19 protein-coding genes and 2 pseudogenes are annotated in these 24,822 nt (G+C 38.8%); 12 read left to right on the top strand and 9 right to left on the bottom strand.

The annotated features are described in order from the left end of the window. Positions 1 to 700: 700 nt before the first annotated feature. A complete protein-coding gene (gene rpsT / locus NMK50_RS10405) occupies positions 701 to 967 on the bottom strand; it encodes a 30S ribosomal protein S20 (protein ID WP_254770406.1) in 267 nt (88 codons plus the stop codon). A 229-nt stretch (positions 968 to 1,196) separates the two neighbouring features. Continuing rightward, complete coding sequence (gene acnA / locus NMK50_RS10400) at positions 1,197 to 3,884, bottom strand: aconitate hydratase AcnA (RefSeq protein ID WP_254770405.1); 2,688 nt, start codon at positions 3,882 to 3,884, stop codon at positions 1,197 to 1,199. Between the two features lie 320 nt (positions 3,885 to 4,204). Between acnA and ccmA the strand changes: the two genes are divergently transcribed. The 6 genes and pseudogenes from ccmA to NMK50_RS10370 all read left to right on the top strand — a co-directional run. Further along, entirely contained in the window at positions 4,205 to 4,831 is a 627-nt protein-coding gene (gene ccmA, locus NMK50_RS10395) for a heme ABC exporter ATP-binding protein CcmA (protein WP_254770404.1), read from the top strand. Further along, a complete protein-coding gene (gene ccmB / locus NMK50_RS10390; RefSeq protein ID WP_254770403.1) occupies positions 4,828 to 5,496 on the top strand; it encodes a heme exporter protein CcmB in 669 nt (222 codons plus the stop codon). The genes ccmA and ccmB overlap by 4 nt, the downstream gene beginning before the upstream one ends. Positions 5,497 to 5,539: 43 nt before the next feature. Next, the gene (locus NMK50_RS10385; protein WP_254770402.1) at positions 5,540 to 6,319 is read left to right on the top strand and encodes a heme ABC transporter permease; all 780 of its coding nucleotides are present in this window, start codon (positions 5,540 to 5,542) and stop codon (positions 6,317 to 6,319) included. After that, positions 6,307 to 6,531, top strand: coding sequence for a hypothetical protein (locus NMK50_RS10380; protein ID WP_254770401.1), 225 nt, complete (start codon positions 6,307 to 6,309; stop codon positions 6,529 to 6,531). The genes NMK50_RS10385 and NMK50_RS10380 overlap by 13 nt, the downstream gene beginning before the upstream one ends. Position 6,532: 1 nt before the next feature. After that, positions 6,533 to 7,135, top strand: coding sequence for a DsbE family thiol:disulfide interchange protein (locus NMK50_RS10375; RefSeq protein ID WP_254770400.1), 603 nt, complete (start codon positions 6,533 to 6,535; stop codon positions 7,133 to 7,135). A gap of 791 nt (positions 7,136 to 7,926) precedes the next feature. Then, positions 7,927 to 8,344: pseudogene (locus NMK50_RS10370) on the top strand (integrase); the annotation flags it as partial. Positions 8,345 to 8,399: 55 nt separating this feature from the next. Here NMK50_RS10370 and NMK50_RS10365 read toward each other — a convergent pair. Continuing rightward, positions 8,400 to 8,927, bottom strand: a complete 528-nt coding sequence (locus tag NMK50_RS10365) for a GcrA family cell cycle regulator (protein ID WP_254770399.1) — start codon at positions 8,925 to 8,927, stop codon at positions 8,400 to 8,402. A gap of 444 nt (positions 8,928 to 9,371) precedes the next feature. Here NMK50_RS10365 and NMK50_RS10360 point away from each other — a divergent pair, with 444 nt between their 5' ends. Genes NMK50_RS10360 through NMK50_RS10350 form a run of 3 tightly spaced genes read left to right on the top strand, consistent with a single transcriptional unit; the run spans position 9,372 to position 12,555 of the window. After that, positions 9,372 to 10,580 carry an aspartate aminotransferase family protein gene (locus NMK50_RS10360; RefSeq protein WP_254771244.1) on the top strand — a complete coding sequence of 403 codons (1,209 nt, stop codon included), beginning with the start codon at positions 9,372 to 9,374 and terminating at the stop codon, positions 10,578 to 10,580. 2 nt (positions 10,581 to 10,582) lie between these two features. Then, a complete protein-coding gene (argF, locus tag NMK50_RS10355; protein ID WP_374112182.1) occupies positions 10,583 to 11,518 on the top strand; it encodes an ornithine carbamoyltransferase in 936 nt (311 codons plus the stop codon). 35 nt (positions 11,519 to 11,553) lie between these two features. Continuing rightward, on the top strand, positions 11,554 to 12,555 hold the full coding sequence (locus NMK50_RS10350) for an Hsp33 family molecular chaperone (RefSeq protein WP_254770398.1): 1,002 nt from the start codon (positions 11,554 to 11,556) through the stop codon (positions 12,553 to 12,555). A gap of 820 nt (positions 12,556 to 13,375) precedes the next feature. Here NMK50_RS10350 and NMK50_RS10675 read toward each other — a convergent pair. The 3 genes and pseudogenes from NMK50_RS10675 to NMK50_RS10340 all read right to left on the bottom strand — a co-directional run. Then, a pseudogene (locus NMK50_RS10675) lies at positions 13,376 to 13,608 on the bottom strand (integrase); the annotation flags it as partial. Between the two features lie 743 nt (positions 13,609 to 14,351). Beyond that, on the bottom strand, positions 14,352 to 14,942 hold the full coding sequence (locus tag NMK50_RS10345; RefSeq protein ID WP_254770397.1) for a Smr/MutS family protein: 591 nt from the start codon (positions 14,940 to 14,942) through the stop codon (positions 14,352 to 14,354). Positions 14,943 to 14,999: 57 nt separating this feature from the next. Beyond that, on the bottom strand, positions 15,000 to 15,692 hold the full coding sequence (locus NMK50_RS10340) for a Tim44/TimA family putative adaptor protein (protein WP_254770396.1): 693 nt from the start codon (positions 15,690 to 15,692) through the stop codon (positions 15,000 to 15,002). Between the two features lie 203 nt (positions 15,693 to 15,895). Between NMK50_RS10340 and NMK50_RS10335 the strand changes: the two genes are divergently transcribed. Together NMK50_RS10335 and secB are read left to right on the top strand one after the other, a co-directional pair. After that, positions 15,896 to 16,402 (top strand): FxsA family protein, encoded by a 507-nt coding sequence (locus NMK50_RS10335; protein WP_254770395.1) that lies wholly within the window; start codon positions 15,896 to 15,898, stop codon positions 16,400 to 16,402. Between the two features lie 140 nt (positions 16,403 to 16,542). Next, positions 16,543 to 17,025 (top strand): protein-export chaperone SecB, encoded by a 483-nt coding sequence (gene secB / locus NMK50_RS10330; protein ID WP_254770394.1) that lies wholly within the window; start codon positions 16,543 to 16,545, stop codon positions 17,023 to 17,025. 51 nt (positions 17,026 to 17,076) lie between these two features. Here the strand turns inward: secB and NMK50_RS10325 are convergent, their stop codons facing one another. After that, the gene (locus NMK50_RS10325; RefSeq protein ID WP_254770393.1) at positions 17,077 to 19,374 is read right to left on the bottom strand and encodes an NADP-dependent malic enzyme; all 2,298 of its coding nucleotides are present in this window, start codon (positions 19,372 to 19,374) and stop codon (positions 17,077 to 17,079) included. A gap of 206 nt (positions 19,375 to 19,580) precedes the next feature. On the opposite strand from NMK50_RS10325, the gene mutS reads away from it, so the two are divergent. Further along, a complete protein-coding gene (gene mutS / locus NMK50_RS10320; protein ID WP_254770392.1) occupies positions 19,581 to 22,322 on the top strand; it encodes a DNA mismatch repair protein MutS in 2,742 nt (913 codons plus the stop codon). A gap of 388 nt (positions 22,323 to 22,710) precedes the next feature. Here mutS and NMK50_RS10470 read toward each other — a convergent pair whose 3' ends face one another. Both NMK50_RS10470 and ilvD read right to left on the bottom strand, forming a co-directional pair. Next, positions 22,711 to 22,833, bottom strand: a complete 123-nt coding sequence (locus NMK50_RS10470; RefSeq protein WP_256481476.1) for a hypothetical protein — start codon at positions 22,831 to 22,833, stop codon at positions 22,711 to 22,713. Between the two features lie 43 nt (positions 22,834 to 22,876). Beyond that, positions 22,877 to 24,715 (bottom strand): dihydroxy-acid dehydratase, encoded by a 1,839-nt coding sequence (gene ilvD / locus NMK50_RS10315; protein WP_254770391.1) that lies wholly within the window; start codon positions 24,713 to 24,715, stop codon positions 22,877 to 22,879. Positions 24,716 to 24,822: the final 107 nt, after the last annotated feature.

Here is a 24,822-nt window from a genome sequence, read left to right as displayed (position 1 = left end):
ATAAAAATAAAAAAAATGTCCTACCAAACAGCTAAAAATTAACTTAGCAAAGGCAAAACGCCCTACCCCAAATAAAACTCTTATCCCCCCACTAGGATAGCCTCATTACAATCCCATCAAAAAAGATGACCAATTAAGATTTACTTGTACGCACAACGCAACTCACTCTTTTAAAATGGCAAACAGATCAATAGAAAACGAAAAAACATGTCAAAAAAATACACACCATGAGAACCCATAATAGCCTAATTCAAAGCATCCTCTACGCAATATAAAAAATAATAAGCTGATGTAACCCCTGTATGTTTTTTAGTCTCCGTAAGAACCATACAAAACAGCAGAGGTAAAATGCAAGAGGTCAAAATGAAATCAAAAGCCCCTTAAAACCGCCATAAAACTGCTGATAAAAATGAGAAATGAGAAAAATTATTGATTCAATTCATTTTTTTTTACTAAATTTACGAATAATTAAAGAATCTTTTCAGATGAAAAAAAAAAAATAAAAATACTTGACAAAAAAGACTCTGGAAAAATCCACAGAGCTTGTGGATAACCATACAAAATCTACGTATTTTTTCTCCTTTTAAACAGAAGAATCGCTACCAATTTTTTCTCCTAAAAAGGCGAATCTTTCCAAAAAATATGTAAAAAAAAACCAGCATCCACACCGATGCTGGTTTTTTTAGTAAAATGGAGAAGCCTAAACGCTAAAAGCCTTTAAACGTCTTGCTAAACGTGATACTTTTCGCGCAGCAGCGTTTTTATGAAAAACCCCTTTGGAAACTGCACGCATAATTTCAGGTTCAAAATTCTTAAACGCTCTTTCTGCAGAAGCCTTATCACCACCGGCTAAAGCATCGTCAAACTTACGTATAAAGGTACGAACGCGTGAACGGCGGGCCTTATTAACCTGTGTACGTGCTGCAACTTTGCGCACCGCCTTTCGAGCGGAAGGTGTATTCGCCATAAATCTCTCTCTTTCAACGCATCAGGTAGGATCGGTTCAAACAACACCCCTACCTATCTAAATAAATCTAATCTCAGCAATAAAATTTAAAGCTGCCAATAACAGCGCAGCTTATAGCGCAATCCTTAAGCTAACGTCAATCGAATTTTCAAAAAGAGGCATAAAAAGATAAAGCCAAACTTCTGAACACTTATTTGAATAGTTTAAAGACATCCTGAACGAATGTCGTTTAAACTGCTAGGTTTCGCAAAACATATTGCAAAATTCCACCATGATGCAAATAGTCTAACTCATCCTCTGTATCAACACGACACAATAAAGGAACATTTTTTATCGTTCCATCAGAAAAAGTAATGGTCGCCACTGTTTTCTGACGAGGTTTTAAGTCATGAATCTCTTCAATCGTTACTTTTTCATCCCCCTTTAAGCCTAAAGATTGCCAACTCGTACCCGCTTCAAAAACAAAGGGAACGATTCCCATACCAACAAGATTTGAACGATGAATCCGCTCAAAAGATTGAGCAATCACTGCTTTTACACCAAGAAGATTGGTGCCCTTCGCTGCCCAATCACGCGATGACCCATTACCATATTCAATACCAGCAAAAATAACGAGGGGGACACCTTCCTGCTTATAGGCCATTGCGGCATCATAAATTGTTTGCTCTGTCCCTGAAGGATAATGAATTGTATACCCTCCTTCACGACCATTTTCTCCCAGCATGAAGTTGCGAATGCGAATATTGGCAAAAGTCCCACGCATCATCACTTCATGATTCCCACGACGTGTTCCATACTGATTAAAATCAGCCACGCTAACCCCATGGTCCATCAAATATTTACCCGCTGGAGAATCAGTCTTAATGGAACCAGCCGGAGAAATGTGATCTGTTGTGATTTTATCACCAAATAAACCTAAAATCCGCGCATTCTTAATATCTGACAAGACATCAGGAATTTTCCGCATCTTCTCAAAATAAGGTGGATTACGGACATATGTTGATTGCTCATCCCAAGAATAGGTAGAACCCGAAGGAACCTGAACTTCTCGCCAATGTTTGTCCCCCTTAAAAACATCCGCATATTTTTCAGCAAAAAGTTTACGTGTAACACTCTTTTCGATAAATTCTTGGATTTCTTTAGACGTTGGCCAAATGTCTCTCAAGTAAACGGATTGACCATCTGAACCTTCTCCAAGAGGCTCCTTCGTTAAATCTTTACGCACTGTTCCTGCCAAAGCGTGTGCAACAACCAGTGGTGGTGAAGCTAAATAATTCGCTTGCACATCAGGGGATACACGCCCTTCAAAATTACGATTTCCTGAAAGAACTGCAGCAGCAATTAAACTATGATTATTAATTGTTTTGGAAATAGCTGGGGACAAAGGACCAGAATTCCCTATACACGTTGTGCACCCAAAACCCACTAAGTTAAACCCTAGTGCATTTAAATCTTTTTGTAGACCAGAATTGATAAGGTAAGCTTCAACAACTTGCGAACCAGGTGCAAGAGAAGTTTTAACCCATGGTTTTCTCTTAAGACCTTTCGCTACAGCATTACGCGCTAAAAGACCTGCGGCAATAAGAACACTTGGATTTGATGTATTTGTGCAAGAGGTAATCGCAGCAATCACAACATCACCATGGCCAAGCGTAAACTCCTCACCTTCAACTTCATAACGGTCATCTTGCCCAACAGTCTTCTTATAGTCTTCGACCAACGCTCCCTCAAAACCCTGTCCAACATTTTCCAATGCCATTCGGCCTTCAGGACGTTTAGGACCAGCCATAGAAGGCACAACACTTTCCATATTTAATTCAATTGTATCACTAAAAATAGGATTGGCTATTTCTTCATCATGCCACATCCCTTGCGCTTTAGAATAAGCTTCTACCAGAGCAATCCGACTTTCATCCCGCCCTGTCATATTGAGATAACGCACTGTTTCTTTATCAATTGGAAAAAAACCACAGGTTGCACCATATTCAGGTGCCATATTCCCAATTGTTGCTCGATCAGCAAGTGTCATATGCTCCAGACCTGGACCAAAAAACTCAACAAACTTACCAACGACACCCTTCTTTCGTAACATTTGCGTAACCGTCAACACTAAATCAGTCGCTGTTACGCCTTCTTTTAATCTACCGGTTAAACGGAAACCTATCACTTCAGGCAACAGCATAGAAACGGGCTGGCCTAACATTGCCGCTTCTGCTTCAATACCACCAACACCCCAACCTAAAACACCCAAACCATTTACCATCGTTGTATGAGAATCTGTTCCTACACAGGTATCAGGATAAACTGTCTGATGTTTTTCCTCATTCTTCATCCACACACATTGTGCTAAATATTCTAGATTAACTTGATGGCAAATCCCTGTGCCTGGAGGAACAACGCGAAAATTTTGAAACGCTTGCTGTCCCCATTTGAGAAAACGATAGCGTTCACTGTTGCGTTCATATTCACACTCAACATTTTCTTTAAAGGCCATAGGGTTGCCAAAATAATCAACAATAATTGAATGATCAATGATGAGATCAACGGGAATAAGAGGGTTGATTTTGTCAGCGTTCCCGCCAAGTTTAACCATAGCATCACGCATTGCCGAAAGGTCAACAACCGCAGGCACACCCGTGAAATCTTGCATAAGAACGCGCGCGGGACGGTAAGCAATTTCCGCACCCGCACTGCCTTTGTCATTTAACCACTTAGCAACATTTAGGATGTCTTCTTTTTTAACCGAACGTCCATCTTCAAAACGTAATAAATTTTCGAGAATAACCTTCATTGAAAACGGTAGACGAGAAACACCATCGAGCCCATTCTTTTCCGCTTCAATCAAACTGTAATAAATATATTCCTTGCCCTCAACATCTAAAGTTCTGCGACAATTAAAGCTATCAATTTGAGTCATGACTGTCCACCCTCATGCTATAAACCACCCAATTTCCCGGAATGAACAACACAAACTACGAGTTAAGGTCGCAGCCTGAACGCAGACGCAATTACCTCCGCCATCCATTTCCCCCTCTGCTCTCCCATAGGCAAATTCGGAAATCAGCGCCAAAAATTATATTTTACACCAAATATTAATGTAATATATAGTTTATAGAACTATTTCTAGAACTATTCTAGACATAATCGCATAAAAAACATGTTTTTTATGCGATTATGTAATTTTTTATCCTAGGATGCAATAAATGTTCTCAAAAGAAAAGCAAAGTAGACAGCCACATGGTGTTATCAGGTAAGAATTTGGCCGCTCATAGAAACCACGACGTTCTGTTTGAAGATCTTTCTTTTTGCTTATTTCCACAACAACTTATGATAGTCACAGGTCCAAATGGAATCGGAAAATCTACATTATTACGAATCATCGTTGGTCTTCTTGAAGCTGCTGAGGGTTCTATAACTCTTAAAGACAAAAAACAAACATATCCTGTCGCTACGGCATGTCATTATCTTGGTTCACAAAATGCTATGAAACCTTCCTTATCGGTTATCGAAAATCTGCAATTTTGGTCAGCATTTTATGGACAACATTTGCTTTGTCCGCAGGAAGCTCTTGCCGACATCGGTCTTTCTGATCTTGAAACTTTACCCTTCAATGTTTTATCAACTGGACAAAAAAAGCGTGTGGCCATTGCGCGTCTTTTGCTCTCCCATCGTCCTATTTGGATTTTAGATGAACCAATATCGGGCGTTGATAACCATGCTCAAATTCTTCTTGCCAATATTTTTCAGCGCCATCTCAATCAAGGCGGTATGATTATCGCTGCAACCCATCATCCCCTCGGAATTTTGGAAAACATAAAAATTGCTCTAGAAGAATTCTCACTTTCTAAAGAGAGAAGAAAATGAAAGCTCTGTTCTGGCGTGATCTTAAACTCGCTTTAACTCCGCAAGCCTCTTCGTTAACAGGACTTTTGTTTTTCATCGCTGTTGTTTTGGTAACCCCCTTTGCCATTGGACCAGATCCTAAAGTACTGGCACAAATAGGCCCAGGCATATTATGGTTTGGAGCTCTTCTCGCAGGACTTCTCAATCTGAATAAACTTTTTCAAACTGATCACGATGATGGAACATTTGACCAATTTATCCTCTCTGAACAAAGACAAAGTTTGACATTGATCGTCTTTACCAAATGCCTTGCCCATTGGGTAGGAACAATGTTTCCTCTTCTTTTTGTTACTCCTATTTTAGCATTCATGCTCCATTTAGATGCTACGATCACTTTCACAACGATACTTACTCTCTTATGCGGAACACCTGCCATTATTTTTATCGGCGCGATAGGAGCAGCCCTAGCTATATCATTGTTACACAGTACTCTTCTCATTTTTATCATCATCTTACCGTGGATTATTCCAATTATGATTTTTGGTGTTTCAGCTGCTATAGCGCCAACAAATCCACATATCTCTTTTTGTGCTTCCTTGACTCTTCTTATTGCTTTTTCACTTCTTTTGAGTCTTTTTAGCTCTTTTGTTGCCGCTATAACGCTCAAGCTTTTATCAGAATCATAAAAGATGATTGCCGCACAGTAAAACTCTGCCTATTATAAATCTCATGAAGAAAACATCTCACATATATAAAACAAGGTCACTTCCACCAAGTTTAACCCGTTTTATGAAAATAAGCAGTGCTATTTTGCCTTGGTTAACGGGTATCATATTCTGTCTTCTTTTTTTAGGGTTTGTTCTGATTGTGCATTCGCCTGATGACTATCAACAAGGTATCACCGTCAAGATTATGTATATTCATGTACCATTTGCCTGGCTCTCAACATTTGGTTATATCATAATAAGCATTGCTGCATTAGAAAGTTTGGTTTGGAGACATCATCTTGCTGATATCGCACTCAGATGCGGTGCGCCTATTGGAGCACTTTTTACCGCTTTGGCTCTGATGACTGGTGCACTTTGGGGGTGCCCAACATGGGGAACGTGGTGGGTATGGGATGCACGTCTTACATCAGTTTTAATTTTACTTTTTATCTACCTTGCCATTATCATGCTTGCTCGCGCTTTTGATAACAAAACAAAAGCGACACGCGCTACAGCAATTCTCACACTCGTTGGGCTGATCAATATTCCCATTATTAAATTCTCCGTTAATTGGTGGAATACACTCCATCAATCAGCGTCACTTTTACGTTCAGGAGGACCAACTATCGAGCATGCTATGTTATGGCCCCTCATAACAATGATATTGTGTTTCAGCCTTCTGTTTATTTTACTCTATTTGATGGCTATGCGAAATGAAATCAATCGTCGTCATATCCAAATACTTCAGATTAAAAAAGCCCGTTATGTACAACATCAGGATTCTTCATCATGCTCGACCTAAACAACATTCACAATGAAGTTTTAGGAAATCTCTTTCAGAAAATTGACTGGTTTCTTGGTACCCTTCACCACGAACAAATTGTGGTTCTAAGCTATATGTTTTCTGCACTCTCTCTTTTATGTTTTATTGGGTACATTCTCTACAAAGGTCAATATCAGAAAAAAATCCTACAACAGTTGAAGCAAAAAGAGCTGTTCGAAGAAGAAAAATAGAATGCACAAGGTCCTTCAAAAACCTAAAAACAGCGTATCTTTATTCGCTTTATTGGGTCTTTTTGGACCCTTTGTGTTTTTTCTTCTTCTCATTATGCTTTTCTTCTATTTTACAAGTAGCAAACATCCCAATGATAATTTCCTTCCTCTAAACACATTATCTGAAAAACCCGCTCCAAAAACCAATCTGCCCCTCCTTGGTAAGGAAAATCATCTTCTCAATTCAGAACAATTTAAAGGACGCGTAACATTGGTCAATTTTTGGGGATCTTGGTGTTTATCTTGTCGCACAGAGCATCCCCTTCTTATGAAGATTGCACAAGATCAACGTTTTGACGTTATTGGTATTAATTATAAGGATAGCAAAGAGAACGCACAACGCTTTTTGAGAAATTTTGGTAATCCTTTTAAAGCTATTGGCTTTGACACTTCAGGATATACAGCTATTAATTGGGGTGTCTATGGACCACCAGAAACTTTTCTTTTGAATAAAGAAAGTCTTATTATTGCCAAACATGTGGGACCTTTAACATGGCAAATTTATCAGAAAAAAATTCTGCCAAAAATTGAAAAAGCTATTATGACAAAAAATTCAACGTATTAATTGATTATTTCTCACTCTTAAAGTGAATATCATGAGATTTTCCTCTTTCATCACACTTTAAATCAAACTTCAAAGGCTTAATTGCATGCCACAGTAAGAAGGGATGTGTAAAATTATTTGGGCAAAGGTAAAATATATCTCTCATGAAATCTTTTAATGGAAGAAAAGAGATAACATTGGAAGCTAAAAAAGGGTATAAAAATACTGATTTATACTTTTATAAGCGTAACAATATTTCTCCCTTTTATCAATTTAGCACTATTCTCATGCGTGATGAGATTTGAAGCAAAAAAGAGGTTGTTTTCAAATAAGCGTGTCATGAACAAGTCGTATTTTTCTTCGTGCAAAGCACAATTCCACTACAGAATGAAAAAGAAAAAAACGAAGCACCTCTAATCTCCACTGTTTTTGAAAGAGTGTTGTAGAGATTTTAAAACTGTAAAGCTCAATGAGAAGAGACGATAAAAAATGAATAATAATCAGCATCTCTTTAGCATATCATCACACAATAATATAAATAAATAACACACCAACAAACTCTTTTATGGAAACATATTCCCTCTTCATGAGAGACCTCAGCCTCACAAACTTCTTCTTATAAGAGAATGATATATTAACAATACATTAATTTATAAAGATAATTTATCGTTTTGCATATTGAATGAGAGACTCGAATATCCTAAGATTCTCTCATTTCAAACTTGCTTTATGTTGAATCAATCAAAACCATTCCCTTGCGCATCACAAGTAGGATTCTTGTGTGGATAAAAAACTCTCAAGAAAGGAGTAAAATACCTCTTATGAATCGTTTTTATGCAAGGACTGTCGCAACATTGAGAGCTGATAAAGAGTATGATGGTGCCGGCTTGTACCTTATAAGCGTAAAGATGATGGTACTCAATAGTTTTTGCACTATTACCCTTCACAGACGTTGTCGTGAAATGGGACTGGGTGCGCTTTAAGAAATGTTTCTTAAAAAAAGCGCGTGAATGTGCAACACAATGGCGTTCTGTTTTGCATGAGGATCGTGACCCCATTAAAGAACGTGAGGCAATGCGTAATCTCCATTATTTAAAAGATATTGCTCTCGATGCTTTTAAAAGCCGTAAAACTGAATTAAAATGACGGTAAAGATGGTGAGTGGTTGCACCTTTATACCTTCATATTCTCTCTAAATTAGGCTGTATGCCTATTTCAAAGATTACACAAAAAATATACATTAACGACTAAGGTAGAGAAGGCAATAGAAATGACATTGCTAATATTATACTCTTATCCGTCGTCTTTCAGAGATTGGCTGAAATGCTATCTTGGCATGAAAGGCACAATAGGGACCATTTTCACCAGAATCGGCACCACAAAAATGGAAATCTGGTGATAAAGGATCCCCAACTGGCCATCGACATGTATTTTCACTCAATTGTAAAAGATTAAGCTGACGTGATAGAGGCACAACCACATTTGAATTTGTAGGAAAATCTGTTTCTGTGACATCTTCTACGACAGGCTCCACCTTTAAAGGTGTTACTTCAGCACTGCAAGAAACAGCATTCGTTGGCGATACAGCTGAAGGGGTACGGCGTATACGAGGAGACGGCGCACTAGGAGATGCCTTTTGTGCACGTGCTCCCCCTTGTGCTGTCTTACCACGTCCTGGTAACTTTAACCGATGCACTTTACCGATCACAGCATTCCTACTGACTCCCCCTAACTGAGCGGCAATCTGACTTGCACTTAACCCTTCACTCCAAAGCTTCTTAAGAAGTTCAACGCGTTCATATGTCCAACCCATCTTAGCACTCCATTCTGATCACCTCATTGAGATGCATCTTGTTGCATCTTCAAATGTTTGAACAACATGTTCAATAAATTGAATGAAAAATTTCATACTCCTCTCGAGTACAAAAAAACACTCAATCTATGAAACGTACAAACTGAAATACAACCTTGCTTACTGATTTAAACTACAATATGCACCGACTCTCTGACAAGAGCCTTTCCTCCTTGAAGAGTCTATTTAGAATGTTTTCCCCAACTTGCAAATCAAAGAGAGGAAAAACTTTTGTATTTAGTGAAGACTTTTCCTATAAAGGCTTCTTACAGATTACAGAGTTTTTATCCATTCTTTGCTAAAATGAAGCGCTGGTTGCCCTGTAGTGAAAATTATAAAACGCTTTATTTACAGCATTGTTTTGTTTACTATATAGCAAATCCTTAAAATATAAAGGAAATAATGATGGGCACTACCACTATACAGCCACTTTATACGTGCTTTGCTCGACGGAATTTGCATTTCAAAAAAGGTGAGGGTGTCTGGCTTATTTCTGATAAAGGTGAACGTTATCTCGATTTGACATCTGGTATTGCTGTCAATGTGTTAGGGTATGCACATCCAAAGTTGGTTGAGACCCTCAAAAAACAAGCTGAAAAACTTTGGCATATTTCCAATCTTTTTCAATCATCCGAACAAGAAGCTCTTGCTGCACAACTTTGTGCAAACAGCTTTGCTGATAAGGTTTTTTTCTGTAATTCTGGCGCTGAAGCACTTGAATGCGCATTCAAAACGGCTCGTCATGCTCATTATGCCTCTGGTCATCCAACACGCGTTGAAATTATTACTTTTGAAGGGGCATTTCATGGGCGCACACTTGCAACGCTTGCTGCAACTGGACATGAAAAATATCTTGAAGGCTTTGGACCCAAAGCTGGGGGATTTATTCAAATTCCTTTTTGTGATAAAAATGCTTTGCGGAACGCTATCAATAAAAAGACCGCAGCTATTCTTATTGAACCTATTCAGGGTGAAGGAGGGATACGAACCGTTCCTCGCGAAACTTTAAGGTTTCTGCGCCAAATCTGCGATGATCATAATCTGTTACTCATTCTGGATGAAGTCCAAACAGGTATTGGACGAACAGGAAAGCTTTTTGCTTATGAATGGAGTGATATTATACCTGATATTCTTACGCTTGCAAAAGGACTGGGTGGTGGATTTCCGTTGGGAGCTTGTCTTGCAACAAATGAAGTGGCAAAAAGTATGACACCAGGAACCCATGGTTCAACTTTTGGCGGAAATCTTCTTGGGATGGCTGTAGGCAACAGTGTTCTTGATATCATCTTAGAACCAGGTTTTCTTCACCATGTTCAGAAAATGGGACATAAGCTAAAAAGTGGACTTTCAAAAATTCTCAACAGCTATCCTGATATTTTCTCCGCTATTCAAGGTGTTGGTCTTATGCTAGGTATCCAGTGTGTTGCTCCTGCAAATGCCGTTGTCAATGCCTTGGAAAAGCAATTTGTTCTCAGTGTTGCTGCTAACAATAATGTGGTGCGTTTATTGCCCCCCCTCATTATAACTGAAGAAGAAGTAGAGGAAAGTTTATTTCGTATTGAAAAAGCAATTGCTTCTCTTTCACAAACAAACAAAAAAAAGCAAGTATCATAAATATGACAAATGTTCTTCGCCATTTCACCGATTTATCGGTTTTAACCCCGCAGACGGCACGTGCTCTGATCGATTATGCAAAAAGTCTTAAAGTATCCTTCAAAGTAGGAAAAAGTTCAAAACCTTTTGTTGGTAAAACACTGGCAATGATTTTTGAAAAACCGTCCACACGAACCCGTATTTCATTCGATATCAGCATGCGCCAACTGGGTGGGGATACAATTATGCTAACAGGTTCAGAAATGCAGCTTGGCCATAGTGAAACCATCGCTGATACAGCACGCGTTTTATCGCGTTTTGTGGACATCGTGACCTTACGAACAACACTTCATGATCGGATGCTCGAATTGGCACAATACGCACAAATTCCTGTTATTAATGCCCTTACCGATGATACGCATCCTTGCCAAATTCTAGCAGATATACTGACTTATGAAGAGCATCGTGGGCCTGTTGCAAACAAAATATTTGCGTGGATGGGAGATGGCAACAATGTGCTGCATTCCTTGATTGAAGCTGCTGCTCTTTTTAGCTTCCATTTGCGAATCGCTACTCCCAAAGGCAGTGAACCACAAGAGAAATTTGTCCATTGGGCTCGTGAACGAGGGGCATATATTACACTGACCAATGATCCACAAAAGGCCGCTAAAGATGCTGATTGTATTATAACTGACACATGGTTTTCTATGGGACAAGAATTTCGTGCTCGCAATCATTCTGTTTTTCAACCTTATCAAGTGAATGAAGCTTTGATGAAATTAGCCAAACCCGATGCTCTTTTCATGCATTGTCTTCCTGCTCATCGTGGTGAAGAAGTTGTCGATGCTGTGATAGATGGAGCGCATTCCGTTGTTTTTGATGAGGCGGAAAATCGTCTTCATGCCCAAAAAGCAATTCTTGCATGGTGTTTACAAGATGCACTTTTCCCTTCACAATAGCCTACAAAATAAATCATTTAAAAGGCAAAGATACGATGCACGAGCAATCCACAGAGACATCTTCTCTCAGTAATATCCTTTTTAGTGAAGATGATACCGTTCTTCCCTTTCAAATCGAAGAACTGGATATTCGAGGACGTGCTGTACAACTTGGAGAAACTTTAAATTCTATTCTGACAAGGCATCAATATCCCGAACCGGTTTCTTATCTTCTCGCAGAAGCTTTAGTTTTGACCGTTCTGCTTGGAACCTCTCTAAAACTTAAGGGAAAATTTATTTTACAAACCCATTCCGATGGACCCGTTAATATGTTGGTGTGTGACTTCTCTCCTCCTTCTAGCCTCCGTGGTTATGCGCGTTTTGATAAAGAAAAGTTTAAAAAAACAATCATCAATGAACAAATATCTTCAGAAACACTGTTGGGAAAAGGTACCTTAGCTTTTACTATTGACCAAGGAACTCATACACAGCCCTATCAGGGAATAGTGGCATTAGATGGGGAAAATTTACAAGAAGCTTCCCGTACCTATTTTGATCAATCAGAACAAATTCCTACCGATATACGTCTGGCAGTTGCTATATTAATGAACCGAGATCAACAAGGAAAGCCACAGAAAAACTGGAGAGCAGGAGGACTTTTGACCCAACTCTTGCCTAAAGCATCATCTCAGCATCAAATATATGAACCAGATAAAAAAACAGAAGAAATGAAAACGCAAACACAACTTGAAAATCAATGGCAAGAGGCCAAGGCATTGACAGCAACCATTGAAAGTGCAGAATTAACAGACCCTCAAGTTGGCAGTAAACGGTTATTGTTCCGCCTCTTCCACGAACAAGGTGTTAGAGTTTTTAGTCCTTCTTCTCTCATCGATCAATGCTCTTGTTCGCATGAAAAAATTAAAGAAATGTTGGAAGCTTTTCCCGTTGAGGAACGCAATGAAATGGTTGAAGGTGAGTATATTTCAGTCACATGTGAATTTTGTTCAACAACTTATCGTTTTAAACCACAAGAATTTTCTGAAAATGAAATGTAACAAAGATTCCTCATAAAGAGGAAGATATTGGCTGTCGCTAAAGTCAGTTTTATTACGCATCTGGAGCATAAAAAGGGTTAGAATAAACTTTTAGAGTGTATTATGTACGTTATTTCCTTAGAGTTAACCGTTTTTTATTGCCTACACAATCATGCTCTTTGTTCAAATCAACACGCATTCCATATGCTTTTATCAAGCAACCCACATCCCTTAAAATACGTTCCTTTCTCCCTGAAAAGACCTCTCTTTTATTCTTGGCATATCAGCAAGAATTGATCTCTTAACACAACCAAGTTTTTTGACACTCTTTATAATCGTATCAAATTATTGATTTTAAATATAAAAAATATTTTAAAATCGAACAAGCTCCATGAATGGGGGCCTATTGTTTATTCGAAATTCTCTTTATTTAGGGAGGATATAAAGCTGTAAAGGTGAAAATCTGTTTCCATCTTTACCATCATATTTTAACTCAACTTTACGACTTTCAAAAGCATCTACAACAAGGTCTTTTAGATAACAAAGATTACATATTGCCTCACGCTTTTGTTGGTCATGTCTTTTAATGGTAAAACTTTGATTTATAACAATAATTTATCGTCTTACATGTTGAATGAGAGACTCGAATATTGTAAGATTCTCTCATCTTAAACCTGCTTTTGTTAAATCAATCATAATCATTTATTTGCACGTCATAAACGGGGTTGTCGTGTGAGTAAAAAACTCTAAAGAAAAGAGCAAAAATGCCTGTTATGAATCGTCTAAATAACAAGGGCTGTCGCAACATTGGGTACCGGTAAAGTTAATGGAGTCACGACTTTTCATGTAGAATAAAACGCCATTGTGTTGCCAATTCACGGTATTTTTTAAAGAAACCTTTCTTAAAGCGCACCCAGACCCATTTCACGACAGCACCCGTGAAGGAATATATCGGTAAATCCATTGAATACCACCATCTTTTCACTTGTGAAGAAGCAAGCCGGCATCATTATTCTCTTTGCCAGCCCCCAATGTTGCAATAACCCTTGCATAAAGAAGATTCATAACAGGCATTTTGCTTTTCTTCTCGTGTTTTTATCCACACGATCATTTCACTTGTGAGATGCACGGGAATGGCTTTGATTGATTTAACAAAAGCAGGTTTGAAGTGAGAAAATCTTAGAATATTTGGTCTCTTATTCAACATGCAAAACGATAAATTAACATTTATAAATCAATATCTTATATATTTTAAGAATCAAAAAAATATGCTTGAATATCAAAAGAGCAATTGTCATCGAGCTCAAATGAGAATTTTATAAATTATCTTCATGCAAAAAAGTACAGTATGGAGAGAGTCAATATAATAACACTCTTAGTCTGTTGCTTTATAAACAGAAGAAGGATAGCGAAAAAGCTCCATTAGCGTATATATTTTTAAGAAAAATTGTATGCTTTTTGGTAATAAAATTGTTGATAGCATACAAAAATTCAAACATATTGCTAGAATAATCCCAATAATCAAAAACAAAGCGAGCAAACAAACATCTCATTGTTGAAAAAAACTAAACCTCTCAAAAATCCCGTAATGCTTTGAATATTCTTTATAATACTGTTTCAACAAATATTTTTTAGCAATAACGATAATCCTTTCACTCAAAAATGTTTTCAGCAGAATCCTTGTTTGTAAAAATTAGACGCAATGGTGTGAATTTCACGATAAAGTTTATATTCTCACAGCTTTTGCCCCAAAATATAGCTTGTAAAATACTATAGCTGATAAAACCAAACCTGAACCTGAAAAAATCTAAACGATATTATAGCCCTTTGCCCCGCTCAAAACGGCGCAACCAAACATAAAGCGCACCTCCACCACCATGTTGACGAGCTGCGCGCTCAAATGCACGAACATAATACCGAAAAGCTGATGTCGATAACCAATGAGGAACAAATTTATATAAAGTGCCATCACTTCCAACTGAACGACCTTTTCCTGTAATCACAAGCACATAACGTAATCCACTTTGCTGAGATGATTGTAAAAATTCTTTTAAGAGAAAATAAGCTTCTTCCTGCCCATAACCATGAAGATCAAGACGCGCTTCAAGTGGATAATGCCCTTTAGCAATTTTACGATGGACAACATGATCAAAGAAATGGACCCTCTGTGTTTTGGCAATCGCTGTCGTTTCTCTTTTAACCACTGTTGGTCTTTGCTGTTTCCCCTGAGATAATGAAAAGATTGATGACAGATGCTGTTTTTTATGATCAATCTTTGTTGCATTTTTTTCTATAGAAAAATGGAGCTCATCATGAAGAGGAAAGATCGTATGACAAACCCTTTCCCATAAAAGACGATCCTTTGCAGTCAATAAATCCTTCTTCTCTCTCCCTTTATCCGTAGACATTTCAATTATCAATCTCTTATAAAGCTTATTTATACGACCTTATGAACCAAAGAGATCTTAATTTTCATCTTCCGTTGCAAAAAGTTTCCAATTGGGATCCGACGATAGACTATTGCGAACAAAAGTCCAAATATCTCTAATTTCTACAATAGCATCAGGATCACCATCAATACGCTCTCCCTGCTCATTATAAGTTACAGAAATCATTTCACTAACAATCCGTACAGTTAAAAATTGTTCCTTCTCTTGCATTTCTGCCGTGATAAACTCGATTTTATTAATTCCAACAAAAGTGAAATCAACTTTTTCATTGTTTTTTTTGCGTTGCTCAATAGCCGCACTAAAACTTTCAAAAACATTTTGAGAAAGTAATTTCTTAAGCTGATCACGATCCCCTTTAGCAAAAGCTGTTACAATCATTTCATAAGCAACTTGGGCACCTTTTATAAAAAATTGAGGAGAAAAATGAGGATCACTCTGGCGAAGTGCGCGTAAACCTTTATTCAGTGCACTTCCCTCTGGTGAAATTGCATCAATTTCATTAAAATCACTCTTTTGTGCATTATCCTGATGAGGGAACGAAACAACATTATCTGTCGTTTCTGCTTCACTCTGTTTTTTAGAATGACGTGAATAAGGGTCGAAAGGAGGCTTTTCAAAACCAATTCGCTTTCCTAATACATTACGCAGCTGTACAAAAACGACAACCATAATAACAAGAGCTATGACAAGTATAACGTCAAATTCCATGGGCGCTGTTAATCTCCAAATCTAAGATGATCTGTAATAAACATTGCAGTCAATATCATTTATAACTAAATATGTAAAATAAGGAATCTACTATTTAAATATTTTTATAGCCTTTCATACATCTTCATGGCCTTTATTCATTCGTGTTTATACAAGAAGAGCTCTCTATTTTTCTATCCTAAACTTGAGAAGGAAATTTTTGTGTGATAAAGTTTTACTCCATAAATCCTCGCTTTTTTATCATTCTCCTCCTCGGCGCTCTTTTGATTGAAATTGCCGGTTTTATCTTTGTTGGAAAAGAAATTGGAATTTTAGCAACTTTGAGTCTGATTGTTCTTACAACATTATTTGGTATTATTTTATTGCGAATTCAAGGATTTAGTCTTTTAAAAAACATACAACGTGAATTTATCCAAGGGCGTTCATTAAAAAATTATATGATTGATGATGTTTTCATCATTGTTGGCGCGATTTTACTTATTCTTCCAGGCTTTGTAAGCGATCTTTTGGGAATATTATTCCTTATTAAACCAGTTCGCTCCGTTGTTTGGCGTTTTTTTTCATCATTTGGTAATAAAATGAATTCTCACACTCAAAACAACACCAGTGCGCAAAACGAATCTGAAAAAATCATTGATCTTAACGGAGAAGACTATCAGGTCCATAATTCCACAGAATCTCCATGGCGTAAAAATGATGATCATCCTTAAAATGCTAAAAAATTTGTAAGTGATTAAAAAAATAATCAAGACAACAAGAGGGTTCCTTGCAACCTTTTGCGAAGCATGATAACCAGCTTGATCTTTAGATATAAAATAGAAATACACACAATGATGATGAGAGGTTGGTTATGGCTGAAGGTGAAATGAACAATAACGGTGGAGAACCAGTTTTTGCTGTATTAACTCAATATTTAAAAGATTTGTCATTCGAAAATCCAAACGCTCCTCGCTCACTACATCCACGTCAAAAAGCACCCCAAATCGATATCAACATTAATGTCAACGCCAACCCAATTGGTGATGATAATTACGATGTCATTTTAACCCTCTCTGTCAAAGCTGATGATGACACTGAAACATTATTTCATGTAGAACTCATTTATGGTGGCGTTTTTCATATTAAAAATATTCCACAAGAACATGTGATGCCTCTTGTTTTTATTGAATGTCCCCGTCTTTTGTTTCCGTTTGCTCGGCAGATTATCTCTGACGCCACTCAAAATGGTGGTTTCCCACCTTTGTGGATTGACCCAATTGATTTTGCCGCTCTGTTCCAAAAGCGCCTTGCTGAAGAACAAAAAGACAATCAAAGTGAGGGACAGCTCTCTTAAAAAGTTATTTTTTTGTTTTCAAAAAGGCCCTGAAATATCAGAGGCCTTTTTTTACATCTTTTTTGCATGGTAAGCAGCGAGCATTGCGATATTAACAACATCTGTATCACTTCCACTAAATGGTACAATTTGGACAGATTTTTCCAATCCAATCAAAATAGGACCAATGATTGTCGCTTCACCAAGCTCTTGTAGCATTTTGCTTGCAATAGAAGACGCATGATATCCAGGCATCACTAAAATGTTAGCAGGCTCTTTCAATCCCATAAAAGGATATTGCTGCATCAATTTTGAATTAAGCGCTACATCAGCACTCATTTCCCCATCAAATTCAAAGCTAACTTTGCGTTCATGTAAAATATTTATAGCATTTTGAATATGTTGCGTAACTTGTCCTTTCATATAGCCAAAAGTAGAAAATGCTACAAACGCTACCCGCGGTTGATACCCAAATCCACAAACAAAAGAAGCTGTTTGTTCTGCTATATCAGCAAGTTCCTCAGCGTTGGGATGTTCATAAATCGCTGTATCCGCAATAAACACCGTGCGTCCACGACAAATAGCCATGGAAATACCAATCAATCGTTCTTTTGGCTTCTCCTCAATCACGCGACGTATATCAATCAATGCTGTTTCATAATTGCGTGTTACCCCTGTCACCATCGCGTCAACATCACCCAATGCCACCATACAAGCAGCAAAATAATTGCGATCATTATTGATACGACGATGACAATCACGCAATAACCAGCCTTGGCGTTGCATTTTTTTATAAAGATAATTTGCATAAGCATCTGTGCGACAAGAAAGCTTGGCGTTCGTAATAGAAATACCTTCACGTTCCAGATCAATCCCAGCAAGAGCAGCTGTTTCTCTCACTTGTTCTTCACGACCAATTAAAATCGCCTGTCCTAGTTTTTGATGAACGTAGGAAACAGCCGCTCGCATTACTTGCTCTTCTTCACCTTCTGCAAAAACAATTTGTTTTGGTGCTTGACGAACGTGAGTGTAAACACCACGCATAATGGAAGAAATGGGATCACGCCTCGCATTCAAATCACGTTCATAAGCTTCTAAGTCATCAATATGCTTTTGTGCAACACCGCTTTCCATTGCCGCTTTTGCTACCGCCATTGAAACAACGGTGAACAAACGCGGATCAAAGGGGACAGGAATGATATAATCCGGACCAAATTTTAATCGCTTTCCACGATAAGCTTCCGCAACACTGTCAGGGACATCTTCATGGGCCAATCGCGCCAAAGCCTTTGCGGCAGCAATTTTCATATCCTCATTGATGACCGTTGCACGCACATCAAGTGCACCACGAAAGATATAAGGAAAACAAAGAACATTATTAATCTGATTTGGATAATCCGAACGACCTGTTGCAACAATGGCATCACCACGCACTTGCATAACCTCTTCCGGTGTAATTTCTGGATCGGGATTGGCCATAGCAAAAATAATTGGTTGAGGTGCCATCGACTTTACCATTTCAGGAGTAATCGCCCCTTTAGCAGAAACTCCGAAAAACATATCAGCGCCTTCCATTGCTTCAGCAAGGGTGCGTTTATCCGTTCGAATAGCGTGGGCAGACTTCCATTGATTCATTCCCTCTTTGCGACCTTCGTAGACCACACCTTTCGTATCACAAAGTATGATATTTTCAGATCGAAATCCCATCGCCTTAATCAATTCAATACAAGCAATTCCCGCAGAACCAGCACCATTACAGACTAACCGCGTATTTTGCATATCGCGCCCCGTTAAATGGAGTGCATTGATTACACCAGCAGCAACAATAATCGCTGTACCATGTTGATCATCATGAAAAACAGGAATATTCATGATCTCACGTAAGCGACTTTCTATCATAAAGCACTCTGGTGCTTTAATGTCTTCAAGATTTATGCCACCAAAAGAAGGTTCCAAATGACGCACCAGATTGATAAAGCTTTCCGTATCGTTTGTATCAATTTCCAGATCAATTGAATCAATATCTGCAAAGCGCTTAAAAAGGACTGCTTTGCCTTCCATGACAGGTTTAGATGCGAGTGCACCTAAATTGCCTAAACCTAAGATCGCTGTTCCATTTGATATAACAGCAACAAGATTGCCCTTTGCTGTATAGTCATAAGCCAATGCTGGATTTTCAGAAATTGCTTTAACGGGAACAGCAACACCTGGAGAATAAGCAAGTGCTAAATCATGCTGCGTTGCCATAGACTTTGTTGCAACGATTTCAAGCTTTCCAGGCCGACCACGACTATGAAAATCAAGGGCTTCCCTCTCACTAGCACTATAAATCGTTTGAGGTGTTTTCTGATCTTGATCACTTTTTTTCATCTCATTTAGCTTTCCAAAAACAGTGTAAATTCTGCTCTAAATGTGCGTCATTGTCCGATTTTAAAATTTGATTCATATGTTATAAATCGTTATGCTTTCTTTAACAGAGCGGATCATACGTTTTAATTTAGGGATAATGAAGATAAACATTGAAGTAAACAAAAAAGGGTATCAAAGCCTCATTTGCAAGAGACAAGCGCACAAAAATGGATAAGATAAGTGATCATAACAATAATTTAGTTCCACAGCCTACCCCCTCACCTGCTCTTCATCAACAGCGCCTCACACCTATGATGGAGCAATACATAGAAATCAAAGCAGTTAATAATGATTCGCTTCTCTTTTATAGAATGGGGGATTTTTATGAGTTGTTTTTTAATGATGCAATTGAAGCCGCTCAAGCTTTAGGAATCACACTTACAACACGCGGAAAACATTTGGGTGAAGATATTCCTATGTGTGGTGTTCCCGTTCATACTGCTGATGATTATTTGCAAAAACTTATTGCCTGCGGCTATCGTGTTGCTGTTTGTGAACAGACAGAAGATCCTGCAGAAGCAAAAAAACGCGGGGCAAAATCGGTTGTTCGGCGCGATGTCGTTCGTCTTGTCACACCTGGGACCATAACAGAAGAAAAGCTCCTTGATCCAACGCGTGCAAATTATCTGATGACACTTGCCCGTATAAAAACCAGCGATGGAGAGGAATTTGCCCTTTCCTGGATTGATATTTCAACAGGCATCTTTCGTGTCATGGAAAGCCGCAATGAAAAGCTTTTAGCAGATATTATGCGCGTGGATCCTCAAGAAATCATTGTCGCTGACGCTTTTTTTCATGATAAATCCCACAAATCACTTTTTGATGTTCTTGGTCGCATCATTTCGCCTCAACCCATTAATCTCTTTGATGTCATTACTGCTGAACGCGATATTTGTAGTTATTTTCAACTCTCAACCCTTGAAGGCGTTGCCGATTATTCACGCCCCGAACTCTCCGCAATCGCTGCTGCCATTCGTTATATTGAAAAAACGCAAATCACCCATCGCCCTCCTCTCATGCGTCCTGAACGTCAAAATGAAAGTGCGACCCTTTTCATTGATGCAGCAACTAGAATGAATCTTGAGCTTATTCGAACAACATCTGGTCAACGCGATGGTAGTTTATTAAAAGCTATTGACCGTACCGTAACAGGAGGGGGATCTCGCCTCCTTGTTGATCGTCTTATTGCTCCTCTCACCACACCTGCGGCTATTGATAAACGTCTAGATTCCATCGACTTTTTTCTACGCAACCCATCCCTTGCAGAAACCATAAAGTTAACTTTAAAAGGGGGACCAGATATGCCACGCGCAGTTTCTCGGTTAGCTCTTGGTAGAGGGGGACCCCGTGATATGGCGACAATCCAGCGCGGCTTTGAAATCATTCGTGAACTTCATCAGCTTCTCAACAATGAATTGCTTCCTCAAGAAATAAGTGACGTACAACAGATTTTTTCACACCTCCCTACCGCTTTGCATTTACATCTTGAACAGGCGTTAGCGGATGACCTTCCTCTCCTTAAACGTGATGGTGGTTTTATTCGCCCTCAATACCGTAAAGAGCTCGATGAAATGCGTGCTCTGCGTGATGAATCTCGCCGTGTTATTGCTGAACTTCAAGCACAATATGCTCAAGAAACAGATATTAAGGCGCTCAAAATCAAACATAACAATATTCTAGGCTATTTCATTGAAGTAACCAATGGACAAGCGTCTGCTCTTACAAATAGCCCACAAGCTAAAGCCCGTTTTATCCATAGACAAACAATGGCAAATGCTATGCGCTTTACCACAACAGAGCTTGCCGACCTTGAAAGCCGTATTGCTCATGCCGCTAACCATGCACTCACACTCGAATTAGAAATTTTTGAGACTCTTGTTCATGAAATGACCGAACAGGTTGATTTTATTCGTAAAGCCTCTGAAGCACTCGCTGTTTTAGACGTCACTGTTGCTTTAGCGCATCTTGCTGAAGAACAAGGATATTGTCGTCCTAAAGTTGATCAATCACTTACCTTTCATATCATGGCAGGGCGCCATCCTGTCGTAGAGCAAGCACTACGAAAGCAAGCAGCAGAACCATTTGTTACCAATCACTGTGATCTCTCTGTGCAAGAAAATCAACAATATGCAGCTATTTGGCTTTTGACAGGTCCCAATATGGGAGGGAAATCAACCTTTTTGCGGCAAAACGCTCTTATTGCTATTATGGCACAAATGGGTTCTTTCGTTCCAGCGACGACAGCGCATATTGGCGTTGTTGATCGTTTGTTTAGTCGTGTTGGTGCTTCTGATGATCTTGCACGCGGACGTTCAACTTTTATGATGGAAATGGTCGAAACAGCAACGATTCTTAATCATGCGAGTAGTCATTCCCTGGTTATTCTTGACGAAATTGGACGCGGCACATCGACTTTTGATGGGCTTTCTATTGCTTGGGCCGCTGTTGAATATCTTCATGAAGTTAATCACTGCCGTGCTATTCTCGCTACACATTTTCATGAAATGACAGCTCTCACCCAAAAACTTGATCGCCTTCATAATGTAACAATGAAAGTAAAAAATTGGGATGGTGATGTGATTTTTCTTCATGAAGTTACAAAAGGAGCTGCCGATAGATCGTACGGCGTACAAGTTGCAAAACTTGCTGGACTTCCCAAGGCGGTTATTACACGTGCTACAGATGTTCTCCACCAATTAGAACAAGGTGAAATGGCTGGAAAAGGACATAAATTAATTGATGACCTCCCGCTCTTTTCCCTTCAAGCGACATCTCCCGTAGATAATACAACAAATAAACATTGTGCACTTCATGAAGCTTTAAAAAATATCCATCCCGATGAACTCTCTCCTAAGCAAGCTTTAGAGGCACTCTATCACCTCAAACAACTTGAAAAAAATCATCCCTGATAGAAAAACTAAACAAAGTGCTGTTTCATGATTATTCGTAATGCATAATTACTTATTCGCATTATTATTACTCCTTATTTCAAGGTATATTGATCAGCATTCGAAAAGATCCTGCGTGTAAGAGTCACAAACCTGTACCTTCATTGTGTTTGCTTGCCCCAATGTTCCAACAGCCCTTGCATTAAAACAATTCAAACAGGCATTTTTACTCCTCTCTCAACGGATTTTTACCCATACATCAACCCCGCTTGTGATGCGCAAGCAAGTGATTTTAATTGATTGAATATAAAAGGCTTGAGATGAGAAAATATTACAATTTTCGGAGGACTAATTTAAGAGATAAGACGATAAGTTATCTTTATAAATCAATATATTGATGTTATAATATTTAGCTTCTCATACGAAAAAACAAAATCCACTGTAATTTTAAATCATCTTTACAATCGCTTGAAATACGCCGTCTAAGCGCATCAAACGAGCCACTGGAATACCATGCAAGAAATGCTCTCATTTAAAAAAAACACTCCTTCATAAAATAAATTTTTTTACCATAGTCAAATGCTACGAACCGCTCCTTTAGAAGCAGAAGTCGTCATTGCTGCATACGCTTTGAGAGCCTTTGAGACCTTACGTTTACGCACTTCTGTGGGTTGCCAAGCTGTCTTTCCTTTTGCTTCCATTTTGGCACGACGATGCACCATCTCAGCAGCATCAATCAATATATGAATGGTGCGATTGGGAATATCTATTTCTATAATATCCCCCTCTTCGACCAAAGCAATTGCTCCTCCTTCAGCAGCTTCTGGTGAAATATGCCCTATAGAAAGCCCTGAACTTCCCCCTGAAAAACGACCATCCGTTATAAGCGCACAAACTTTTCCTAATCCTTTGGATTTGAGATAGCTCGTTGGATAGAGCATTTCTTGCATTCCAGGTCCACCACGAGGCCCCTCGTAGCGGATTAAAACAATATCACCTGATTGAATTTTATCATTCAAGATTGCTACAACAGCTGAATCCTGACTCTCAAAAATCTTTGCTGGGCCTTTAAAAGTTAAAATCGACTGATCAACACCTGCTGTTTTTACAATACAGCCATCTTCTGCAAGATTTCCATAAAGAACCGCCAACCCCCCATCTTGCGAATAAGCATGTTCTCTATCCCGAATGACACCTTTTTTACGATCAAGATCAAGAGTATCATAGCGACAAAATTGACTAAAAGCTGTTTGTGTTGGAATACCCCCTGGAGCTGCACGATAAAATTCATGAATCACTGTTTCATGTGCCTGTTTCACATCCCAGTGCTCAAGAGCTTCTTTCATCGTTTTCGCATGAACTGTGTAAGTCGATGTATCAATGAGACCCGCTGCATCCAATTCTCCTAAAAGCCCCATAATACCACCAGCACGATGAACATCCTCCATATGAACATTGGCAACAGCAGGGGCAACCTTGCATAAAACAGGAACACGACGTGAAAGACGATCGATATCCGTCATGGTAAAATTGACCTCAGCTTCTTGCGCTGCTGCCAAAAGATGTAAGACAGTATTGGTTGATCCCCCCATGGAAATATCTACGGTCATTGCATTTTCAAAAGCCTTGCGTGAAGCAATAGAACGCGGCAAAACTGTTTCATCACCTTTTTCATAGTAACGCTTGACCAGCGCAACAATCTGTCGTCCAGCTTCTTCAAAAAGCATTCGTCGATCTGCATGGGTCGCTAATACTGACCCGTTTCCAGGAAGAGAAAGCCCTAATGCTTCGGTCAAACAATTCATAGAATTTGCTGTAAACATCCCTGAACAAGAACCACATGTAGGACAAGCAGCGCGTTCTATTTCCGCAATTTCTTCTTCTGAATTCTGCTCTGAAGCCGCAGCAATCATTGCATCAACTAAGTCAACAGTAAGATCTTGGCCTTTCCATTTAATCTTACCGGCTTCCATAGGACCACCTGAAATAAAAATTGTTGGAATATTCAATCGCAAAGAAGCCATTAACATACCAGGTGTAATTTTGTCACAATTGGAAATACAGACAAGCGCATCAGCACAATGAGCATTGACCATATATTCAACAGAATCCGCAATAATTTCACGCGAAGGCAAGGAATAAAGCATCCCATCATGCCCCATAGCAATTCCATCATCTACAGCAATTGTGTTAAACTCTTTCGCAACACCACCAGCGACAGCGATCTGATCTGCCACCAGTTGTCCAAGATCTTTTAAATGGACATGCCCTGGTACAAATTGCGTAAAAGAATTGGCAATGGCGATAATGGGTTTACCAAAATCGCTATCTTTCATCCCTGTTGCACGCCAAAGACCACGGGCCCCAGCCATATTGCGCCCATGAGTCGATATTCTTGAACGGTAAGAAGGCATTATTTTTTCCCCTCAAATAATTCCATTTTCTTTGTTTTGCTGCAAGCAAACCTTAAAAACAAGAGCGCATGCATAAAAAAGAAAAAAATACCTCTTTTGAGACATTT

Source organism: Bartonella harrusi (assembly GCF_024297065.1).
GTDB lineage: Bacteria > Pseudomonadota > Alphaproteobacteria > Rhizobiales > Rhizobiaceae > Bartonella > Bartonella harrusi.
This window is presented reverse-complemented; position numbering and strand designations above follow the sequence as displayed.

Bases quoted from the DNA above. Each gene is read 5' to 3' on its own strand.
- ilvD (WP_254770391.1), bottom strand. From the start codon at position 24,715: ATGCCTTCTTACCGTTCAAGAATATCGACTCATGGGCGCAATATGGCT.
- NMK50_RS10365 (WP_254770399.1), bottom strand. From the start codon at position 8,927: ATGGGTTGGACATATGAACGCGTTGAACTTCTTAAGAAGCTTTGGAGT.
- rpsT (WP_254770406.1), bottom strand. From the start codon at position 967: ATGGCGAATACACCTTCCGCTCGAAAGGCGGTGCGCAAAGTTGCAGCA.
- acnA (WP_254770405.1), bottom strand. From the start codon at position 3,884: ATGACTCAAATTGATAGCTTTAATTGTCGCAGAACTTTAGATGTTGAG.
- NMK50_RS10380 (WP_254770401.1), top strand. From the start codon at position 6,307: ATGCTCGACCTAAACAACATTCACAATGAAGTTTTAGGAAATCTCTTT.
- NMK50_RS10325 (WP_254770393.1), bottom strand. From the start codon at position 19,374: ATGAAAAAAAGTGATCAAGATCAGAAAACACCTCAAACGATTTATAGT.
- argF (WP_374112182.1), top strand. From the start codon at position 10,583: ATGACAAATGTTCTTCGCCATTTCACCGATTTATCGGTTTTAACCCCG.
- NMK50_RS10375 (WP_254770400.1), top strand. From the start codon at position 6,533: ATGCACAAGGTCCTTCAAAAACCTAAAAACAGCGTATCTTTATTCGCT.
- ccmA (WP_254770404.1), top strand. From the start codon at position 4,205: ATGGTGTTATCAGGTAAGAATTTGGCCGCTCATAGAAACCACGACGTT.
- ccmB (WP_254770403.1), top strand. From the start codon at position 4,828: ATGAAAGCTCTGTTCTGGCGTGATCTTAAACTCGCTTTAACTCCGCAA.
- NMK50_RS10470 (WP_256481476.1), bottom strand. From the start codon at position 22,833: ATGAGAGCATTTCTTGCATGGTATTCCAGTGGCTCGTTTGATGCGCTT.
- NMK50_RS10340 (WP_254770396.1), bottom strand. From the start codon at position 15,692: ATGGAATTTGACGTTATACTTGTCATAGCTCTTGTTATTATGGTTGTC.
- NMK50_RS10350 (WP_254770398.1), top strand. From the start codon at position 11,554: ATGCACGAGCAATCCACAGAGACATCTTCTCTCAGTAATATCCTTTTT.
- secB (WP_254770394.1), top strand. From the start codon at position 16,543: ATGGCTGAAGGTGAAATGAACAATAACGGTGGAGAACCAGTTTTTGCT.
- NMK50_RS10385 (WP_254770402.1), top strand. From the start codon at position 5,540: ATGAAGAAAACATCTCACATATATAAAACAAGGTCACTTCCACCAAGT.
- NMK50_RS10360 (WP_254771244.1), top strand. From the start codon at position 9,372: ATGGGCACTACCACTATACAGCCACTTTATACGTGCTTTGCTCGACGG.
- mutS (WP_254770392.1), top strand. From the start codon at position 19,581: ATGGATAAGATAAGTGATCATAACAATAATTTAGTTCCACAGCCTACC.
- NMK50_RS10345 (WP_254770397.1), bottom strand. From the start codon at position 14,942: ATGTCTACGGATAAAGGGAGAGAGAAGAAGGATTTATTGACTGCAAAG.